14 protein-coding genes are annotated in these 19,742 nt (G+C 65.4%); 9 read left to right on the plus strand and 5 right to left on the minus strand.

Annotated features, from left to right (window positions below):
* Nucleotides 1-152: 152 nt before the first annotated feature.
* From BX591_RS11085 to BX591_RS11095, 3 genes are all read right to left on the minus strand, one after another.
* Nucleotides 153-1,664, minus strand: coding sequence for a GGDEF domain-containing protein (locus BX591_RS11085; RefSeq protein WP_167444528.1), 1,512 nt, complete (start codon nt 1,662-1,664; stop codon nt 153-155).
* 218 nt (nt 1,665-1,882) lie between these two features.
* Complete coding sequence (locus BX591_RS11090) at nt 1,883-3,481, minus strand: amidase (protein ID WP_111931162.1); 1,599 nt, start codon at nt 3,479-3,481, stop codon at nt 1,883-1,885.
* A gap of 170 nt (nt 3,482-3,651) precedes the next feature.
* Nucleotides 3,652-4,557 (minus strand): LysR family transcriptional regulator, encoded by a 906-nt coding sequence (locus BX591_RS11095; protein ID WP_111931164.1) that lies wholly within the window; start codon nt 4,555-4,557, stop codon nt 3,652-3,654.
* Nucleotides 4,558-4,673: 116 nt separating this feature from the next.
* On the opposite strand from BX591_RS11095, the gene BX591_RS11100 reads away from it, so the two are divergent.
* The 4 genes from BX591_RS11100 to BX591_RS11120 all read left to right on the plus strand — a co-directional run bounded on the left by BX591_RS11100 (nt 4,674) and on the right by BX591_RS11120 (nt 8,701).
* Nucleotides 4,674-5,552, plus strand: coding sequence for an SDR family oxidoreductase (locus BX591_RS11100; RefSeq protein WP_111931166.1), 879 nt, complete (start codon nt 4,674-4,676; stop codon nt 5,550-5,552).
* A gap of 399 nt (nt 5,553-5,951) precedes the next feature.
* The gene (locus tag BX591_RS11110; protein ID WP_111931529.1) at nt 5,952-7,460 is read left to right on the plus strand and encodes an MFS transporter; all 1,509 of its coding nucleotides are present in this window, start codon (nt 5,952-5,954) and stop codon (nt 7,458-7,460) included.
* Nucleotides 7,461-7,598: 138 nt separating this feature from the next.
* Nucleotides 7,599-8,054, plus strand: coding sequence for a YjjA family protein (locus BX591_RS11115; protein ID WP_111931168.1), 456 nt, complete (start codon nt 7,599-7,601; stop codon nt 8,052-8,054).
* 185 nt (nt 8,055-8,239) lie between these two features.
* Nucleotides 8,240-8,701 (plus strand): hypothetical protein, encoded by a 462-nt coding sequence (locus BX591_RS11120; RefSeq protein ID WP_111931170.1) that lies wholly within the window; start codon nt 8,240-8,242, stop codon nt 8,699-8,701.
* Nucleotides 8,702-8,842: 141 nt separating this feature from the next.
* Here the strand turns inward: BX591_RS11120 and gudD are convergent, their stop codons facing one another.
* On the minus strand, nt 8,843-10,192 hold the full coding sequence (gene gudD / locus BX591_RS11125) for a glucarate dehydratase (protein ID WP_111931172.1): 1,350 nt from the start codon (nt 10,190-10,192) through the stop codon (nt 8,843-8,845).
* Between the two features lie 149 nt (nt 10,193-10,341).
* Nucleotides 10,342-11,673 (minus strand): MFS transporter, encoded by a 1,332-nt coding sequence (locus BX591_RS11130; RefSeq protein WP_111931174.1) that lies wholly within the window; start codon nt 11,671-11,673, stop codon nt 10,342-10,344.
* A 402-nt stretch (nt 11,674-12,075) separates the two neighbouring features.
* Here BX591_RS11130 and BX591_RS11135 point away from each other — a divergent pair, with 402 nt between their 5' ends.
* The 5 genes from BX591_RS11135 to BX591_RS11155 all read left to right on the plus strand — a co-directional run bounded on the left by BX591_RS11135 (nt 12,076) and on the right by BX591_RS11155 (nt 19,608).
* Nucleotides 12,076-12,783 carry a FadR/GntR family transcriptional regulator gene (locus BX591_RS11135; protein WP_111931176.1) on the plus strand — a complete coding sequence of 236 codons (708 nt, stop codon included), beginning with the start codon at nt 12,076-12,078 and terminating at the stop codon, nt 12,781-12,783.
* A gap of 242 nt (nt 12,784-13,025) precedes the next feature.
* Nucleotides 13,026-13,532: a DUF2844 domain-containing protein gene (locus BX591_RS11140; protein ID WP_111931178.1), complete on the plus strand. Its 507-nt coding sequence runs from the start codon at nt 13,026-13,028 to the stop codon at nt 13,530-13,532.
* Between the two features lie 29 nt (nt 13,533-13,561).
* Nucleotides 13,562-14,884: a DUF3443 domain-containing protein gene (locus BX591_RS11145; RefSeq protein ID WP_111931180.1), complete on the plus strand. Its 1,323-nt coding sequence runs from the start codon at nt 13,562-13,564 to the stop codon at nt 14,882-14,884.
* Between the two features lie 189 nt (nt 14,885-15,073).
* Nucleotides 15,074-16,654, plus strand: coding sequence for a tetratricopeptide repeat protein (locus BX591_RS11150; RefSeq protein ID WP_111931182.1), 1,581 nt, complete (start codon nt 15,074-15,076; stop codon nt 16,652-16,654).
* Nucleotides 16,651-19,608 (plus strand): tetratricopeptide repeat protein, encoded by a 2,958-nt coding sequence (locus BX591_RS11155; RefSeq protein WP_111931531.1) that lies wholly within the window; start codon nt 16,651-16,653, stop codon nt 19,606-19,608. Before BX591_RS11150 ends, BX591_RS11155 begins: the two co-directional genes overlap by 4 nt.
* Nucleotides 19,609-19,742 lie beyond the last annotated feature (134 nt).

Consider the following 19,742-nt stretch of genomic DNA (forward strand, 5'->3'; position numbering starts at 1 on the left):
GTCGATGGATTGAACGAAGTCTGGTTCGAGTTATCGTTATTTTCATGGCCTTGCTGAAGGCAGCCATTCAATCCGTTTATCGGCAACTGTGACAGCGATATGTCTAGAGACAAACCCTCTGTCGAAACGCATCGACGTCGACGCCATGGCTACTAGATCGAGCCGCTCCCCTGATAATCGCGCGGCACGAAGGCCTCGATACGATTTCGCCCGGCGTTTTTCGCACGATAGAGCGCCTGGTCCGCGGCTTCGACGATCTGATGCGCGGAGCCCACACCCGCCGATTCCGACACCGCCACGCCGATGCTGACGGTAACGAAATCGCCCAGCGGCGTCTCGTTGCGAATCCGCAGTGCCTGAATCGCGCTCAGCATTTTCGCGGCCACGCGTCGCGCGCCGTCTTCGTCGGTGGCGGGCAGGATCGCGGCGAACTCCTCGCCGCCATAGCGCGCCAGCAGATCGCCACCGCGCGGCAGCGCCGCCTGCAACGCGCCCGCCACCGCCGCGAGGCACTTGTCGCCGACCGGATGACCGTAGCGATCGTTGAGCTTCTTGAAGTAATCGATATCGATCAGCAGCACGCCGAGCGGCCGCTGCGTGCGCGCCGCGCGGCTCCATTCGAGCGCCAGCGTCTGATCGAAACAACGGCGGTTGGCCGCGTTGGTCAAGGCATCCGTCAACGCGATTTTTTCAAGGCGGTCGCGCGCGTCGCGCAACTCCTGCTGGGTTCGAACCAGCCGGCTTTGCAAGGTCGTGGTGCGGATCGTGTACACCACCAGCGCGGTAAAAATGCCGACCGTGCCGACGTAAAAGTGCTCGCGCATCAGCACGATGCTCAACGCAAGCAGCGCCAATGTGTAGAAGATCGGGCTGACGTTTTCGATGATCACCGCGAGCGGTCGCTGCCATTCTGCCGTGTCGGCATCGGCGGTGTTGGCCGGACGCGTCAGGCATGCCACGCTCAGCAGCAGGAAGGGAATGTCGACGATCACGTCCATCAGCGCGTGGCCGTCGGAAACCGCGGCCCAGTGGTTGTACAGCGCGGCGACGAGCGCATAGACCCACAGATAGCCGCACAGAATCTCGTAGAACCGGCGACCCGCGTTGCGCGGTTGAACCAGCAGGCGCAGCGTCGCCGCGACGGCCAGCAAACCGTTCTCGATATCGTAAGTCAGCACCAGCACCGGCGCCGAGATCGGCGCGAGCGCATGCCCTGAAAACGGCACGACGGAGAAGATCGTGATGTACGCCAGGTAAGCGGTCACGACCGCCTGAATGCCGTCCATCCACACGAAAAACGGAATCCGCTGGCCGTTCGACACCGACGCGATCGCGAGGAGGATCGGCACGGCGTAGAGAAAATAGCTGAAGTCGGAGAACCACGCGAAGCTCTCGGGCATCCGCTGGAAGATATCCTCCCAGGCGCTGAGCGCAATGCCGAGAATCCACAGAAACAGGCCAATACCGAGCAGCACCCACGGCATGCGTAACGCGTGGACCTCGGCGCGGGCGCGCCACCAGCACGCCGCCAATGCGAGCGACGGCGCGGCGATCAGAAAGGGATAGCTCAGCAGGGTGGAGCGCGACGGCAACATCAGCAGGCACAATGCGTGTGCGCCGACGAAGCACAGGGCAAACGGTGCGAGACGTATCGACGTTGGCAAGTGGCGCAAAACATGACCCCCTAAACGCGAGACGCGCGATGAGAAACATCGCGACCCCATGGCGGTTCAGCTTCTTTAGTGTCTGTCTACCCTCCGATTCATCTTAACTGATGCGATGCGGGCCGAACAACCGCAGGTGATCGAGAATATGCCCGGGCCTTGCGCCGATGCCGCGCATTGACGCGCGCACCGTTCAAGCGGCCGCTCGATACCAGATGCTAAACGGGCAGCGGCGTGGCCGTGTGTGCCGGATAGCCCGGCGGCCTGCGCCACTGGGTGGCCTGTTCGTACGCATAGCCAAGCGCCAGCAAACGTGCCTCGCTCCACGCCGGTCCGACGAACGACAACCCGACCGGCAGTCCGCGCACCTGGCCGGCCGGCACAGTGAGATGCGGATAACCGGCCACGGCGGCCGGCGTCGAAAATCCGCCGCCCCCGTCGCTGTCGCCGTTGATGAAATCGGTCAGCCATGCCGTGCCGCCGGTCGGCGCGACGATCGCGTCCAGCCCGTGCTGACGCAGCACACGATCGAGTCCTTCGTCGCGCGATTGCTTGCCGCACGCTGCCAGCGCGGTGCGATACGCGTCGCTGTCCAGGTCGCCCAGTGCCTGCGCCTGGTCGAACAGTTCCTGGCCGAAGTAAGGCATCTCGTCGCGACGACGCACGTTGTCGAAAGCGATCAGATCGGCCAGCGTATGAATCGGCGCGTGCGGCGCGAACGTGTCGAGCCACAGCGGCAGATCGTGTTTGAATTCATGCAGTAGCACGGCCAGTTCTTCCTTACCGTAGTCGACCTTCGGCAAGTCGATCGGGTCGACGATTTCCGCGCCGAGCCGCTTCAACTGCGCGATGGCCAGTTCGATCTGCTGGTCGACTTCGTCGTGTCCCGTGAAGAACTGCCGCGCCACGCCGAGGCGCGCACCTTTGAGCGCATCTTTGCGCAAGGCCCGCGAATAATCGTCCGGCGCCGGGGCTGCCAGGGTGCGCGGATCGCGCGGGTCGGGGCCGCCTGCGATCGCCGAAAGCAGTAGCGCCGCGTCGCGAACCGTTGCCGTGATCGGACCGGGCGTGTCCTGCGTGTGCGAGATCGGGATGATGCCGTCGCGGCTGACGCGACCCACGGTCGGCTTGAGACCGACCACGCCGCACATCGACGCGGGCGACACGATCGAGCCGTCGGTCTCGGTACCGATCGCCATGGTCGTCATGCCCGCCGCGACGGCGGCCGCAGAACCGGAACTCGACCCGCTGGTGGTGCGATCCAGTGCGTACGGATTGCGCGTCAGGCCGCCGCGTCCGCTCCAGCCGCTGGTCGAGCGGGTGGAGCGAATATTCGCCCATTCGCTCAGATTGGTTTTGCCGACGATCACCGCGCCCGCTTCACGCAAGCGGCGCACGAGTTCGGCGTCGCGCGTCGCGCGAATGCCGTCGAGCGCGAGCGAACCCGCCGTGGTTGCCATCCGGTCGCCGGTCGCGATGTTGTCCTTGATGACGATCGGCATGCCGTGCAGCGGGCCACGCAGCTTGCCCGCACGGCGTTCGCTGTCCAGTGCGGCGGCGATCCGCAACGCATCGGGATTCAGTTCGATGATGCTGCGCAGCCGTGGGCCACGCCGATCGAGCGCGTCGATGCGGCTGAGCGCGAGACGTGTGACGTGGGTGGCGTCGGCGTGGGTGCTATTGGTCACGCCGGCGAGGTTGGCGATGTCGCCCGATACCGGCGCGAGGGAACCTGTCCCGGCCGCCTGCGTGCCGTTGGTCGAAAGCAGCCCGGAGGCGAGGAAGCCGAATGACTTGATGAATCCGCGTCGTTGCATGGAGAGATTGGAATCGGCGTTTATTTTACGTTTTTGGGCGAATCGCATCTGGGTGAGGCGGCTCGAAACTCGCGAGCGTATCTTGCCAAAATTCATTGCACCGCAGGCTTCCCAAGACTCGTAGGTCAATGGCCGATACGCCGCAAGTTAAATATTGAACGCACGTTCCATCAGCCAGACTTTTTCTCCTGGCCCGGCAAGTCCTGCAGCAGGTTCATGAATGCCCGCACCTTGGCGCTCAACAGTCGCCGCGAATGATAGAGCGCCCAGACCTCGACCGGCGGCCCGTCGTCGACTCCCCAGCGGACGAGCCGTCCCGACAGCACATCAGGCTCCACCAGCAGGCGCGGCAGAAGCGCCGCGCCCACGCCGCTCAGCACCGCGTCTCGCACCATCAGGAGCGACGACATCCGCAGCACCGGCGTGGGGGCGAACGTCCGCACCTCGTCACCCTGCACCCGCACGCGCCAGAGCGCGGTGCGCGAAGCCGCCGCGAACAGGACGGCGGGCACCGGCAGGGGAGCGGCCTCGGCGGCGGTAGCGCTCGCGGATGCCGACGGGATCGACACCGTCGGCGCCGCGACCAGCCACAACTGATCACCGAGAATGCGTCGCCCCACCAATTGTTCGTCGCTCGGCGGATTGATGCGGATCACCAGGTCATAGCCGTCCTCCACCGGATCGACGACGCGATCTTCCGCCACCACCTCCAGTTCGACCTGCGGATAGGCCAGCGCGAAACGCGTCGCGATCGGGCCTAGCGTCACATGCGCGAACACGATCGGCGCGCTGATGCGCAAGCGCCCGCGCGGCACCGGCGCGCGCGACGCGACGTTTTCGCCCGCCTCCTGAATCTCCGTCATCAGCCCGCGCGTGCGCTCGTGCAGCACGAGCCCTTCCTCGGTGAGCCGCAACCTGCGCGAGCCTCGCTCGATCAGGCGCACGCCGAGCTGTTCCTCCAGTTCCGCCACGCGCCGCGACAGCGTGGCCTTGGGGCGGTCGAGCGCCCGGCTGGCCGGCCCGAATCCGCCATGCAGCGCCACCGCGTTGAAATCGGCCAGCGAGGTCAAGTCCATGATCGTTCCAAATATGAGACGAGGTGTCTGGATTCTTGCACTTTCGGCGATCTTATGGAACGACTATTGTTCGTCTCACGGGCTGATCGCAGCCCTTCCAACCCAAGGAGCACATCATGGCAATCCTCGTTACTGGCAGCACAGGCGTTATCGGCAAGCAGGTTCTGGCACATCTGAACGGCAGCGGCGCCGACGTCCGCGCACTGACCCGCGCGCCGGAAAAAGCGCAATTCCCCGCCGGCGTCAGCGCCGTTCAAGGCGACCTGTCCGACGTGGACGGCTTGCGGCGCGCGATGCAAGACGTCGGCACGCTGTTCCTGCTGGCGCCGAACGCGCCGGACGAATTGACGCAAGCGCTGCAGGCGCTCAGCGTGGCGCGCGAAGCCGGCGTGAAGGGCGTGGTGTATCTGTCGGTGTTCAAGGGCGCGGAGTATGTGGACGTGCCGCACTTCACCGGCAAGCACACGGTCGAGCGGATGATCGAGCACCTCGATATTCCGGCGACGGTGCTGCGTCCCGCGTATTTCATCCAGAACGACGTACGTCAGAAAGAACCGTTGCTCACGCACGGCGTGTACGGCATGCCGATCGGCGCAAAGGGGATTTCGATGGTCGACGTGCGCGACATCGGCGAGGTGGCCGCGTCGGAACTGCTGCGCCGCGAGCGGGCCGCGAATCGTCTGCCGCGCGAAACTTACGAACTCGTCGGCCCGGATGTGATCGACGCCGAGACCTTGGTGTCGATCTGGGCCGACGTGCTGCAACGTAGCGTGCGTTACGGCGGCGACGATCTCGACGTGCTCGAACAACGTATGAAGGCAGTGGCGCCCGCCTGGCTCGCTTACGACATGCGTCTGATGATGAGCCGCTATCAGCAGGACGGCGCGGCCGCCTCGAAGGCAGAGGTCGAGCGGCTCGCGGCATTGCTGGGACGTCAGCCGAGGTCGTATCGGGACTTCGCGGTCGAGACGGCGGCGGCGTGGGCGAAGGGCTAAGGCTTCAGGCAGCGGTTGATGGTTGATGTTTGATGCTTGCGTCGAGCAACCCGGTGAGGGCTTAGGGTTGCTCGACGTATTACGCCTTGTCTCCACGACGCCGAAGCATTGTTCGCCATCTGGTGCGACGAAGAGGCCATGCGCTATTTCTCGTTCCCCGCCATGCCGCGCCGTCAGGTGCGGCAATTTTTTGCCCTCGTCGCTCGCGGCAAATAGTTTCATGTAAGGGATAACCCGTATAATCTCCACTCCAGAGGTCAGACATCTAGAAGACTTACTTCGTCAGCCCTCTGACGTGACGTGCGTCCCGCCGCGCCGCGTCGACCCGACAAGCCCTTATCGCCCCGATCCGTGAATCCGACCGCCGCTGCCCTGCCCTTCCGAAACGCCTTGTTCGCGATGCTCGGCATCGGCCTCGTCAACATGCTGGTCGCGCTCGACCAGACCGTCGTCAGTACCGCGTTGCCGTCCATCGTCGCCGAACTGCATGGTTTCGAGTACTACGCGTGGATCGCGAGCGCGTATCTGCTGGCGTCGGTGGTGACGGTGCCGGTGTTCGGGCGGCTCGGCGACTACTTCGGCCGCAAGCGCTTCGTGATCGCGGCGGTCATCACGTTCACGGTGGCCTCCGTGCTGTGCGGCGTCGCGAACGACATGCTGTTCCTCGTGATCGCGCGCGGCCTGCAAGGTGTCGGCGGCGGCATGATGGTCGGCACCGCGTTCGCGTCGATCCCGGATCTGTTCCCCGATCCGCGCGCGCGGGTTCGCTGGCAAGTGGTGATGGCGGCCGCGTACGGCATCGGCACGGCGGCGGGACCGTCGCTGGGCGGCTGGATGAGCGAACACTGGGGCTGGCGTTCCACGTTCCTGATCAACCTGCCGGTCGGCGCGGCGGCGCTCTATTTCATCTGGGCGCATTTGCCCAGCTTCAAGCGCCCGCACGAAGGCGAAGTGAAGATCGACTGGCTCGGCGCGGCGCTGGTCGCCGCGGTGCTGGGCGGTCTGCAGGCTCTGATCGAAGCCGTGCCGAAACACGGACTCACCGCCGGCAATCTGGTGCTGGCCGCCTGCGTGATCGCGGGTGCGATTGCCTTGCTGGTGTGCGAAAAACGCGCCACGCATCCGATCATTCCGCTCGACCTGTTCAAGGACGCACAACTCGTCACGCTGTTCACGCTCGGCATGCTGTCCGGCTTCGTGATGTTCTCGCTGATTTTCTTCGCGCCGCTGCTGCTGCAGGGCGGCTTCGGTTTGTCGCCGCAACAGGCCGGGCTGCTCGCCACGCCGATCGCCGCGTGCATTGCGCTCGGCAGCGTGCTCAACACGCGCATCGTGATTCACATGAAGAAACCCACGCGGATTCTGTCGATCGGCTTTGCGCTGCTGCTGTTCGCGTCGATCGGGCTGGCCTTTGCCAATCCGGATACGCCCTACCTCTGGATCGAATTGCCGATGGCGGCGGTCGGTATCGGCCTGGGCTTCATTCTCAACAATCTGAATGTGTTCGGCCAGGAAATTGCCGGACGCGAACGTTTCGGCATTACGACCGCGTTGCTGCAATCCACCCGCATGGTGGGCGGCATGCTCGGTACGAGCATCGTCGCGACTGTCGTGCAGCATCATTACCGCGACGTCGTCACGCGTACGCTCAGCGTGCTCGGTGAGCCCGCCGCGACGCAATGGCAGCCGCGTTTCGTCGACCTGCGCATTCTGATCGACGACGCCTCGCGCCTGAAGCTGATCGCCGACATGAAGCCGTCAGGGCTCAATACGCTCGCGCTGATCGACACCGCGCGCGACGCGCTCGTGCAGTCGATTCATATCGGCGTCTGGCTCACGGCCGTCGCGGCGCTGGCGGCCGCCTTGCTGGTGCAACGCATTTCGCATGTGGTGTTCCGCAAGAGCTGATCGTCAACGCGGCGCGAGGCGCGGCACGATTGCTGCTGGCGCCGGCAGCACGCTTCGGGTGTCGCCAAGGTTTAACAGTAGGGCCGCCGAAACGCACCTATAGTAGAAGCTCTTTCAAATCCTCAGAAGGAGCGCACGATGAAAGCGCGCACGTATCGGGCCGCAACCGCAGGGATTCTGTTCGCCGCGTTGCTGCCACTTTCGGCGGCCAACGCGCAACTCGGCAATCTGCTTCAACAGGGCAACTCGGGCGGTTCGTCCGGTGGTGGACTCGGCAGTCTTGGCGGCCTCGGCGGCGCGCTGTCGGGTCAATCCGTGACCTCGGGCAGTACCGGCAACGTCGCCGGTGTGCTGCAGTTCTGTATCAAGAACAACTACCTCAGCGGCGACGGCGCGTCGTCGGTTAAAGACTCGCTGATGAGCAAACTGCCGGGCGGCTCGTCCACTTCGGACAGCGGCTATACCCAGGGCGCCAAAGGCATTCTCAGCAGCGGCAGCGGTCAGCAGGTGGATCTGAGCGGCGGCGGCCTGAAGGAACAGGTCACCAAACAGGTTTGCGACAAAATTCTCGCCCAGGGGAAATCCCTGCTTTAAGCCGGTCGCGAACGGCGGCCCCGGCTCGTGTCGCCCGCCAGGCTTGCCTGCGCGGGCGTCGGGCTGATCTCACGGCTCAATTGTCAAATACCCTCATGGGATCGAAATACGGTCAACGTAATCGGGATGGCTAACGTTTCTGGAGAACGCACGTAACCTTCGTGCTTATCTTGGGGAGCTACGAAATGAATAAGCCGTTCCTGATTCTCGCGCTGAGTGCCGCCTTCGCATCCTCCACCGCGTTCGCGCAAGCCAGCGCGCCGATGGCGGCGTCCGCCATGTCGTCGGGCGCCGTGAGCGCCACCTGTAAAGACGGAACCTCTTACTCGGGCGCCACGATGAAGGGCGCCTGCCGTGGTCACGGCGGCGTCGACAAGAAAGCGGCTTCCAAGATGAGCGCCCCGGCAGCGGCAGCAGCACCCGCCGCCTCGGCACCGGCGGCAGCACCGAAGCCGATGGCCGCGATGTCGTCCAGCGCACCGGCGGCAGGTGGCGGCCCCGGCAAGGTGTGGGTCAATACCAGCACCAAGGTGTACCACTGCTCCGGCGACAAGTACTACGGTAAGACGAAGCAAGGCTCGTACATGTCCGAAGCCGACGCCAAGGCGAAGGGCTACCACGCGGATCACGGCAAGGCTTGCCAGTAATCGCCATCGGCTAGTCACGCGAGCATCAGCACGACGAAAAACGCCGCCGGTTCGAACCGGCGGCGTTTTTTCATTGCGTCGACATCGACTACGCCGACACAGGCACAGGCCGCTCCGACAGCAGCGGCCCGGCTTTACCGATCAGCGCACGAGGCACGGGCGCTTGTTGTCGAACTTCCAGTTCGGAATCAGATACTGCATCGCGACGCCGTCGTCGCGCGCGCCGAGACCATGCTGCTGATACAGCGCGTGCGCCTTGTCGAGCTCATCCATATCCAGCTCGACGCCCAGACCCGGCGTCTGCGGCACCTTGACCTTGCCGCCGACGATCTGCAACGGATCGCGCGTCAGACGTTGCCCGTCCTGCCAGATCCAGTGCGTGTCGATCGCGGTGATCTTGCCGGGCGCCGCGGCCGCCACCTGCGTGAACATGGCCAGCGAAATGTCGAAGTGGTTGTTCGAATGCGAGCCCCACGTGAGGCCCCATTCGTTGCACATCTGCGCGACGCGCACCGAACCCTGCATGGTCCAGAAATGCGGATCGGCCAGCGGAATATCCACCGATTGCAACTGGATCGCGTGGCCCATCTGACGCCAGTCGGTGGCAATCATGTTGGTCGCCGTCGGCAAGCCGGTCGCGCGACGGAATTCGGCCATCACCTCGCGGCCCGAATAGCCGTTTTCCGCGCCGCACGGATCTTCCGCGTAAGCCAGCACGTCGTGTTGATCGCGGCACAGGCGCACCGCTTCCGCCAGCGACCACGCGCCGTTCGGATCGAGCGTCACGCGCGCGTTCGGGAAGCGTTCGGCAAGCGCGGTGACCGCTTCGATTTCAGCGTCGCCGGGCAGCACGCCGCCTTTCAGCTTGAAGTCGTTGAAACCATAACGCGCCTGCGCGGCCTCGGCGAGCCGCACCACCGCCTCGGGGGTCATGGCCTGTTCGGTACGCACGCGCTCCCAGTCGTCGCGCCCGTCGGCGCCGCTCGCATACGGCAGATCGGTTTGATTGCGGTCGCCGATGTAGAACAGATAGCCGAGCATTTCCACTTCGTCGCGTTGCTGGCCTTCGCCGAGCAGCGCCGCGACCGGTACGCCGAGATGCTGGCCGAGCAGATCGAGCAACGCGGCTTCGAGCGCGGTGACCGCGTGAATGGTGGTGCGCAGATCGAAGGTCTGCAAGCCGCGGCCGCCTGCGTCGCGATCGGCGAATTGCGTGCGCGCCTTGTTCAGGATCGCTTGCAAATTGCCGATCGACTGGCCGATCACGAACGGCCGGGCGTCGTCGATGGTCTTGCGGATGCTCTCGCCGCCCGGCACTTCGCCGACGCCCATGTGCCCCGCGCTGTCCCGCAGAATCACGATGTTGCGCGTGAAGAATGGGCCATGCGCGCCGCTCAGATTCATCAGCATGCTGTCGCGACCGGCGACGGGCACGACGCGCAGTTCCGTGACGGTCGGCGTCGCGTTCGATTGAGTGGGTTGCGTGGACATGATCTCGAGCCTGGTAAGTGAGTGAGTTAGTGAGCCGGCGAGTGAACGGCGTAGCGCGCAATAGCGGTAGCGCTCGCGTTAGACACAGCCGGCGGACAAAAGGAAGAAGTAGCGTGACCCATGACGAACATCGCGAGCGATCAGTGTAGTCAGTGCGCGTTGCGATGCACCGGCTCCGCCAGCACGTCGCGATTCACGCGCCGGTCGCGGGTCAGGAAGCCCGCCGCCGCCGCAACCAGCGACGCCACGCCGAGGCCGTACAGACCGCCGGTAATCGAACCGGTGTGCTGCTGCAGATAACCGAACGTGGCCGGCGCGAAGAAGCCGCCGAGGTTGCCCACGGAGTTGATCAACGCGATCACCGCGGCCGCCACGCGGGCATCCAGATAGCCCTGCGGAATCGGCCAGAACAGCGAAGCCGCCGCCTTGAAACCGATCGCCGAAAAACAGATCGCCACGAACGACAGCACCGGATTGCCCGACGTCGACGCAAACAGCCCGCACGCCGCGATCACCAGCGCCACCGCGAGCCACGCCTGCTGGAAGCGCCATTTCGCCGACAGCACCGCGAAGCAGTACATGGCGACCATGGCGATCAGCCACGGAATCGCGTTGAGCATGCCGACCTGAAAATCGGAGAGGCCGCCCATCTTGCGGATGATGGTCGGCAGCCAGAACGTCGCGGCGTAGATGGTCAACTGAATCGCGAAGTACAGGAAGCAGAACAGCAGAATCTGCGGGTCCTTCAGCAGCTTCATGGCAGGCAGATGCGCGCCGCCGTGCGCCTCGCGTTCGGCCTGCTCCGTGGCGATCGACGTTTCGAGCACGCTGCGCTCTTCGGCCGTGAGCCAGGACGCGTCGCGAATGCGCGACTTCAGCAACACCCAGCTCACGCCGCACAGCACGATCGAGAAGCCGCCTTCGACGAGGAACATCCACTGCCAGCCGTGCAGGCCGAAGCCGCGAATCGACAGCAGGCTGCCGGTGATCGGGCCCGACAACACCGAGGCGAGCGCGGAGCCGGCAAGAAAAACCGCCACGGCTTTGCCGCGATCTTTCTGCGGCAGCCATTGGGTGAAATAAAACACCACGCCGGGAAAGAAGCCCGCCTCGGCAACGCCGAGCAGAAAGCGCAGCACGTAGAACGACGTGTCGTTCCAGACGAACGCCATGGCCGCCGCCACCAATCCCCACGTGCCCATGATGCGGGTGAGCCACGCGCGCGCGCCGTACTTCTGCATCAGCACGTTCGATGGCACTTCGAACAACGCATAGCCGATGAAAAACAACCCGCTGCCCAGACCATAAGCCGCCGCGCCGATGCCCAGGTCCGTCTGCATGTGCGAATTGACGAAGCCGATGTTCACGCGGTCGATGTAGTTCGCGATGAACATGATCAGGAACAGCGGCAATACGTGCCGTTTGACTTTGGAAACCGCGGATTCGAGCGGATCGGCGGCCGGGGCAAGAGCAGAGGTCAAGGTTGTCTCCAGTATCGGCCACTCGGGTGGCCTGATCGAACACAACGCGGCGCATTCGGGCAGCAATGCAGAGTGCGGGAAACGCGTGATATGTTGTCTGACGACAGTCTACATGGAGAGGCCGAACGATTCCAATGCGGTGTTTACCCTTGTCCGCTTAAGGCGCCATCCAGCAGGGATTTATCACGGATTACGCCGACTTGTCTGTAGTTCGTTCGTCGTTGAATCAAGACGTCTGATGACAATAATATGATGTATCTCCGGCCATGGGCAGATTAAGATCTCGGTCGCGGGATCGTCCGTGCCGCCGAGCGGCGCTATGATGGCCGGGCAGAACCGTCGTACGACCTCTCGCGCACGCAACGCGCGCATTTTCAGCCGATTTGCCGACAAGCCACAGAAATGAGCAGCCTAACTGAGAAGGTGGTGGCCACCCTTTCCGACGAAATCCGCCGCGGCGCGTTGCGACCGGGCGACCGCATTCCCACCGAAGTCGCCATGATGAAGCAGCTCAGCGTGAGCCGCTCCGTGGTCCGCGAGGCGATCTCGCGCCTGCAGGCCGCGAGGGTGGTCGAGACACGGCACGGCATCGGCACCTTCGTGCTCGCGCCCGCGTCGGAAGAACGGCTGCAATTACCCACCGCCGATCTCTCCAGCATGCTGGACGTGATGGCGATCATCGAATTCCGGATCGACGTCGAAGCCGCGTCGGCCGCGCTCGCCGCTGCACGGCGCACCGACCAGCATCTGAAGCAGATGCACGCCGCGCTGACACGCTTCGAGTCGGAACTCGAACGCGGCAGCACCGACACCGTGGCGCACGACATCGAGTTTCATTTGCAGATTGCGCGTGCCAGCGGCAACCGCTATTTCTTCGACGTGCTCAGCCAGTTAGGCCGCTCGGTGAGTCCGCGGACTCGACTCGGCACCGCCGAGATCGCGGAGCTCGACCATATCGAGCATTTGCGCAACGTGCTGGCCGAGCATCAGATGATCCACCGCGCGATCGAACGGCAGGACGCGGACGACGCGCGCGCCGCCATGCGCATGCATCTGAGCAACAGCCGCGAACGACTGCGTCGGGCGCATGACGCCTCGTTGCCGCGCTGAGCGTTCGCCGTCTGAGCGCACGACAATAACGCCCGTCATCATGCGCGCGTCGACGTGTTATTCACTACGCATCAATTGGTCCAGCTTGCTTTCCGCATAGCCAAGCTTTCAATTTCAAACAGAAGCGGATTCGCTTCTCAATTCGTTAAATCTAAAAACTCGACCGCACGCTAACCTTCTTGTCGCGCGAGCGCGAGGGCAAGCTCGCGCGTATTTTCCGAAAAACTTCCGCAAAACCAAAAATGATAACCAGTAAATTTGGAATCGCCGTCGTGGCGGCGGCGGCGTTCGCGGCCGTCGCGCCTGCTTACGCGGCGTTGGGCAGCGCGCCGACGTATCCGGTGACGGCCAGCAGCACCAACGCGGGCGCGGCCAGTCCGGGCGGCGCCGCAGTCGCGCGCTTCGCGGCGAGCGCCAACGCAGCAACGCCGGCTTATACGGTCAGCCAGACGACGCTGCCGTCCGGCACGGTGGTCAACGAGTACATCACGGCGGGGAACACCGTGTTCGCGTTGAGCTGGCAAGGTCCGACCATGCCGCCGTTGAAGACGCTGCTCGCCACTTACTTCCCGACTTACGTTCAGGCACTCACCGACGCGCACGACACGCAAGGCGGCGGCTACGGCGCCGCAGTCGTGCGCCAGACGGGGCTGGTCGTGGAGACGGGCGGGCACATGGGCTCCTTCGTGGGCCGTGCCTATTTGCCGCAAGCGCTGCCGCAAGGCCTGAGCGCTGACGACATCAAGTAAATCAACAGCAATCAATCGAGAGAATACAAGTGCGCAAAATCGCATGGATTATTGCCGCGGCGCTCGGCCTGAGTCTGGCCGCCTGCGGTGGGGGTGGTGGCGGTAGCAGCGGCAACACGGCGACCAATTCGTCGACCTCGGGTAGCAGTTCGAACCCGCCTTCGAGCGGCACGACCAATGGCCCCTCGAACCCGCCGTCGAACAGTTCGGCGCCCAACGTGCTCGCAGCCGACGCGTCCGCCGTGCCGACCGCGGTCGGGCCCGGCAACACGATGGCGGTGACGGTCACCGGCACGGGCATTCACAACCAGCCGATGGTCAGCATCAAGCTCTGCACGCCCGGGACGAACGCCACCGGCAACTGCGTGACGATTCCGAACGTGCTGGTCGACACGGGTTCGTACGGGCTGCGCCTCGTGCGTTCCGCGATTCCCGATGCGACCTTCAACACGTTCGGCACCGAAACGGCCAGCAGCCTGCCGCTCGCCGAATGCGCATTGTTCGGCAGCGGTTATACGTGGGGCACGGTGCATACCGCCGACCTCGCGCTGTCCGGTGAGGTCGCCTCGACGCTGCCGATCCAGGTGATCGGCGACCCGGCGCTGACGACGGCCGCGCCGTCCGAATGCCAGGTGGGCCGTCTGATGTCGACCGCCGCCAATGTCGGCGCGAACGGCATTCTCGGCATCGGCGTAAGCCCGACGGACTGCGGTTCGGCGTGCGCCATCGCGCCGCTGACGACGCACTACTACACCAACGCGGGCACCGCCACCACGGTACCGGTGAGCGGCCAGGTCGCCAATCCGGTCTCGTACTTCGCGCAGGACAACAACGGCTTGATTCTGGAGATGGCGCAGGTGTCCGATAGCGGTAGCGCGTCGGCTCAGGGCACGCTCGTGTTCGGCATCGACACGCAGGCCAACAATACGTTGGCCGGCACGAGCGCGACGTTGATCAGGACGGATATCAACAGCAACTTCACGTCGACTTATAACGGCACGACGTTGGCCAGCACGTTCTTCGATTCCGGTTCGACGGTGATGTTCTTCCCGGATACGACGATCGCTCACGACTTCCTGAGCGGCTACTTCACGCCCACGGCGACGGTGGGCCGCACGACGACGCTGAGCTCGACCAGTCCGGCCAACGCGACGCTGGGCTTCAACATCGCCAATGGGTTGACGTTGAGCGCGTCGGGCAACAACGCGTTCAACAACATCGGCATCTCCATGGCCGGCCAGTTCGACTTCGGTCTGCCGTTCTTTTACGGGCGGCACGTGTTCTACGGCATCTCCGGTCGCTCGTCGACGGGCGGCGGCGCGGGGCCGTACGTGGCGTACACGTCGAGCTGAAAGGCGTGAGGTTTGGCCTGCAACGCTTGCGATGTCTGAAACCCTCGCAGCACTGAAACCGACCCGGCCCGCGTGCCGGGTTTTTTCATGATCGCGTCCCTCAAGCTATTCGTTTTTGTGCCGTTAGGGTTGTGGGGGCGTGGACTACCTGAACTGAACGCTCGCCTCTTCACCACACGAAAAATGACCATGAAGAACACACTCGACCGCCGCGTGGCAGCCATGCTGACCACGTTGTGCCTGAGCGCCTGCGCGCATAACCCGGTGCAACCGGCGGCAGCCACACCGGGCGCAACGCCCGGCCCGCAAACCGGCGCGGCCACCAACCTGGCCGCAACGTTGCCGCCGGACGTGCTGGTCGCCTGCCAGCGCAGCGCGGCGGAAACGACGGCGGGTCATCTGGACGACGCGGCCAGACTTACCAGCCAATGTCTTACGTCGCACAGCCTGCCGGTCGCGGTACGCGCGCTATTGCTGCAACAGTTGGCGTTTCTCGATATGGCGCGTCACGACGATCGCGGCGCGCTCGACGCGCAGCTCGCCGCCTTGGACCTCACGCCGAAACCCAGCGACGCTCAGCTGATCGTGCTTGCGCATCTGTATCAAACCAATCATCGCAACGAGGAGAGCCTCGCGACGCTCACGCCGCTCGACGCGCCGCATGTGATCGATCCGGCGCTTCGCGCGTCCTACTATCTGGAAGTGGGCGCAGCATTGGCAGCGTTGGGGCGGCACCAGGATGCGCTCGACGCGTTCGGCAAAGGGATCGCGGCCAACCCGTACCTCGCGGAGCCTTATCGCAAACGCGCGGCCGAGCGTGAAGCATCCGGCGACGCAGCGGGCGCTCGGGCCGACTACCAGCAATTCGCCGGCTGGGCGCTAGACGCGCAGATCGACGCGCCGACGCGCGCCAAGCTGGCCTCGCTCGGTATCGATCCCGCCGAGCAACGGCGTCATCCGTTCGGTAGCGTCAATCCTTTGCACGACATGCTGGCCGGACTCCTCGAACAAAGCCGCCAGCAGCTCAAATCAGCCACCACGACCGCGGCGAAGGCCGAGGCGTATAGCAGTATTTCCGCCTTCACGGACAATTTGGGCGAGCATGCCGAAGCGCTCACGGCGATCGACAAAGCCATCGCGCTCGCCCCGGACAACATCGACTACCGACAGTCGAAGGTCACGACGCTGCTTTCGTCGAATCGCGCCGACGACGCGCTGAAGGAAGCCGCGCCGCTGCGCCGGCAAGCTCACGCAGAAGCCGCGGCCGCGGCCGCGCCGTTCACTATCTATCAGAAATACGGCGAGGTCTCGGGCACGGCCGCGATGGCCTACATCCAGCAAGGCCGATGGTCCGAAGCGATCGACGCACTGACCGATCGCGCGAAGGGCGCGGACGCCGACGATCGGGACTACATGGCGACGATGTATCTCTACGTGCGCGCGAAAAGCGCGGGCGCGGCGCCGGCCAGCCCGTACTTCGACGACTATATCCGGCGCACCGCGCCGACGGCCAACGCCACGTATCGCCGCGGACTTCTGCTGTACATGCAGGGCAAGCTTCCGATCGACGTGGTGTACAGCCAGGTCACCTCGCTCGGCAATCCCGTGCAGATTCAGAACGGACTCGCCGAGACCTGGTTCGTCGCCGCGGCCTATGAGCGCTACGTGAAGCACGACGACGCGGCGGCACACGCGTATGTCGGTCGTTTGAACGACCTCCAGCCGTACGGCACCATGGAGTGGACGATGGCACGGCGAGGCGGCGCGTGAGCGCGATAGCCGCGCCGCGGCTTTCTTTACTGCATGCGCTGCTGGCGTCGCTCACGTTGAGCGCGGCGGCCTTGACGGCCGCCGTCGCGCCGGTGCGTGCCAGCGCGACGCAAGCGCCCGCGCCGGACGCCGCACGTCTACCGCGCCCCTTCCCGGTCTTGCCGGTCCTGCCGTTCAGCGATCCGACCACGGCGTGCGCGCTGCGCTTCGGCGCCAGCCAGGAATGGGCGGCCTCGCCGCTTGCCAAGCCCGCGCAACTGCTCGCGTCGTGCGGCACGGAAGCGGCGGCCGGCAACCTCGACGCGCGCGCCATCTATGGCCAGATGATGCTGTTCGGCTACGCGATGCCGCCGTCCGACACCGGCCTCGCGATGCTGCAGCAGAGCGCTGCGGACGGCTCGCGCAGCGCCCAACGCGTGGTCGGCTCGCTCTACCGCGACGGCACGCGCGTGCCGAAAGACTACGCCGCCGCGCGGCGCTGGCTGACGCTCTCGGCGGACCAGGGAGACGGCCTAGCGGCCGAGTTGCTCGGCCTGATGGACTACACCGGCCAAGGCGGCGCGGTCGACTACGCCTCGGCCTACGGCGAGTTCGTGCGGGCCGCGAACCACGGCTCGTCGCACAGCGCTTCCAACGCAGGGCAAATCCTGTTCGACGGCCGGGCCGGTGTGCCGCGCGACGTCGCGGGCGGCGTCACGTGGTTCATTCAGGGCGCAACACGCGGCGATGCCGACGGCGCGTTCCTGCTCGGCATGGCGCTGTTGCGCGGCACCGGTCTGAAGCGGGATGTTCAGAACGCGGCGGGCTGGATCAACATCGCTGCGACGCGCGGCCATCTCGAGGCGCACGCGGTGTTGGCCGATATGTATGTGGCCGGCGCAGGCGTGCCGCGCGACGAGAAAAAAGGCTTTGCGCTGATGGCGTACGCGGCGAGCCGCGGTTCGGTCTACGCGCAGCGCCGGCTCGGCGAACTGTACGCGGGCGGCACCGGCACGGCGCGCCACCTGGCGCTGGCGCGGACATGGCATCGCAAGGCCGCGCTGGAAGGCGATGCGACGGCGCGCTTCCAGTTGGCCGTCGAGTACCGGCTGGGCATCGGCGGGCCGAAGGATCTCGACGCCGCCATCGGCTGGATGCGCGGCGCGGCGCAGGCCGGCCTCGCGGCGGCGCAAAACGATCTCGGCACCATGCTGCAGCGTGGCGAAGGCGAACCGCGCAATCTCGACGAAGCGAGGCAGTGGTATCAGCGCGCCTCCGACCAGGGACTCGGCATTGCCGCGTTCAACCTGGCGTCGCTCGCCGACGCCGGGCTCGGCATGCCGAAAGATCCGGCGCTCGCGTTCCGGCTCGCCCATACCGGCGCCGAGCGCGGCGATCCGCAAGCCACGCTGATGATCGGCCGGATGCTGTTCACCGGCGACGGCGTGCCGGTCGACAAGGCCCAAGCGCTGGTCTGGTATCGCAAGGCCGCGGATCTCGGCAACGTCGACGGAGCGCGTCAGGCTGGCTGGCAATACATGTACGGCGTCGGCGTGCCGCGCGACGCGGTGCTCGGTCAGCGCTATCTGGAATCGGCCGCGCGGGCCGGCAATGCCCAGGCGCAGACCATCCTGGGTTTGTATCTGCTGGAGCGTCAGGCGGATGGGGGCAAGGACGCGAACCACGACGCGGCCGAAACCGACGGCAAGGCGTGGCTCGTCAAGGCGGTCGCGCAAAACTTCGCGCCGGCCTATACCGCGATGGGCACGGTCTACTCGAAGGGCCAAGGCATGCCGCCGGATCAGCCGACCGCGATCAAATGGTTCACGCGCGGCGCCGAATCGAACGATCTCGCCTCGCAACGCGTGCTGTGCCTCGCCTATGCGAACGGCACCGGCGTGGCGCGCAATCCCGAGTTGGCGCAGCGCTGGTGCCGCGCCGCCGCGCAGGCCGGCGATCTGTTCGCGATGCGCCGCCTCGCCGTCGGCATTGCGGACACGACGCCGGAGCGCGATAGCAGTTACTGGCAGTGGCGTATCGCGAGTCGCGGCGACGCGGTCTATCAGTCGATGCTGGGCGACTCGTACGATCTGGGCCGCGGCGTCCCCGCCGACTTCAATGCAGCGGTCTACTGGTTCCGCCTCGCGGCGGAGCAAGGCAATGTCTCGGCGCAGAGTTCGCTGGCGTGGCATCTGTTCACCGGGCTCGGCAGCGAGCGCAATGACCGGGAGGCGCTGGCGTGGGCCAACCGGGCCGCCGACACCGGCTCGGCTGCCGCCATGGCGATGGTCGGCGAAGCCTATCTGCGCGGCTGGGGCGTCCCGGCGGACGTCGGCGTTGCGCGCGGCTGGCTTGAAAAAGCCGCAGCGGCCGGCTCCGGCGAGGCCGCCAGCGATCTCGCGAATCTGTATGAGATCGGCAACGGCGTGCCGCGCAATGATGCATTGGCGCTCGGTTGGCATCGCAAAGCCGCAGCGCTCGGATCCAACGCGGGAAGCATCGCGCTTGCGCTGCGCGCGGAGGCCGCGGGGGACGTGCACGCGCTCGATGGCCGCTCGATGCAGTGGCTCGCCGTTGCCGCCGATCCGGGTGCGATGGGTACCACCAGCGGTTCGCACGCGTCCGCCTCGAACGACGCGACCGAATCCGGCCTGGCTTCGTGGGCGGCCCTGTCGTCCTTGAACGAAGCCCTGCAGGGCGACACGTTGCGGCAGTACGAGATCGGCATGCGCTATCTGTTGGGCGACGGCGTCATGCGCGACACGGCGCTCGGCGACGCGTGGCTTCAGCGTGCTCAGGCCGGCTTCGCGGCCGAGCCCCATCACGCCATGTATGCCGATGCGGTCCGTACCGTCGAACAACGCGTCAGCGGGGCACTGAGCGCCGACGAGCGGGAGCGGGCGCGGCGGGTGGCCGTCAATCTGCTGGCAACGGTGCCGTCGCGCGCGGTCGGGACGGGGGCATATCGAAGCTGAGCGAAACCGGCGAGCGTTTTGCGTTCGACGCCCGGCGAGTCCGCGCTCTGCAGGCGTTTGCGCTGCCTGCTGCCTGCTGCCTGCCGCCTCGACGGCGGCGCGCCAGCGAAATCCCGTAGCTAGGTTGATTCAAA

This window comes from Paraburkholderia bryophila (assembly GCF_003269035.1).
Lineage (GTDB): Bacteria > Pseudomonadota > Gammaproteobacteria > Burkholderiales > Burkholderiaceae > Paraburkholderia > Paraburkholderia bryophila.

Bases quoted from the DNA above. Each gene is read 5' to 3' on its own strand.
- BX591_RS11090 (WP_111931162.1), bottom strand. From the start codon at position 3,481: ATGCAACGACGCGGATTCATCAAGTCATTCGGCTTCCTCGCCTCCGGG.
- BX591_RS11095 (WP_111931164.1), bottom strand. From the start codon at position 4,557: ATGGACTTGACCTCGCTGGCCGATTTCAACGCGGTGGCGCTGCATGGC.
- BX591_RS11100 (WP_111931166.1), top strand. From the start codon at position 4,674: ATGGCAATCCTCGTTACTGGCAGCACAGGCGTTATCGGCAAGCAGGTT.
- BX591_RS11110 (WP_111931529.1), top strand. From the start codon at position 5,952: ATGCTCGGCATCGGCCTCGTCAACATGCTGGTCGCGCTCGACCAGACC.
- BX591_RS11115 (WP_111931168.1), top strand. From the start codon at position 7,599: ATGAAAGCGCGCACGTATCGGGCCGCAACCGCAGGGATTCTGTTCGCC.
- BX591_RS11120 (WP_111931170.1), top strand. From the start codon at position 8,240: ATGAATAAGCCGTTCCTGATTCTCGCGCTGAGTGCCGCCTTCGCATCC.
- gudD (WP_111931172.1), bottom strand. From the start codon at position 10,192: ATGTCCACGCAACCCACTCAATCGAACGCGACGCCGACCGTCACGGAA.
- BX591_RS11135 (WP_111931176.1), top strand. From the start codon at position 12,076: ATGAGCAGCCTAACTGAGAAGGTGGTGGCCACCCTTTCCGACGAAATC.
- BX591_RS11140 (WP_111931178.1), top strand. From the start codon at position 13,026: ATGATAACCAGTAAATTTGGAATCGCCGTCGTGGCGGCGGCGGCGTTC.
- BX591_RS11150 (WP_111931182.1), top strand. From the start codon at position 15,074: ATGAAGAACACACTCGACCGCCGCGTGGCAGCCATGCTGACCACGTTG.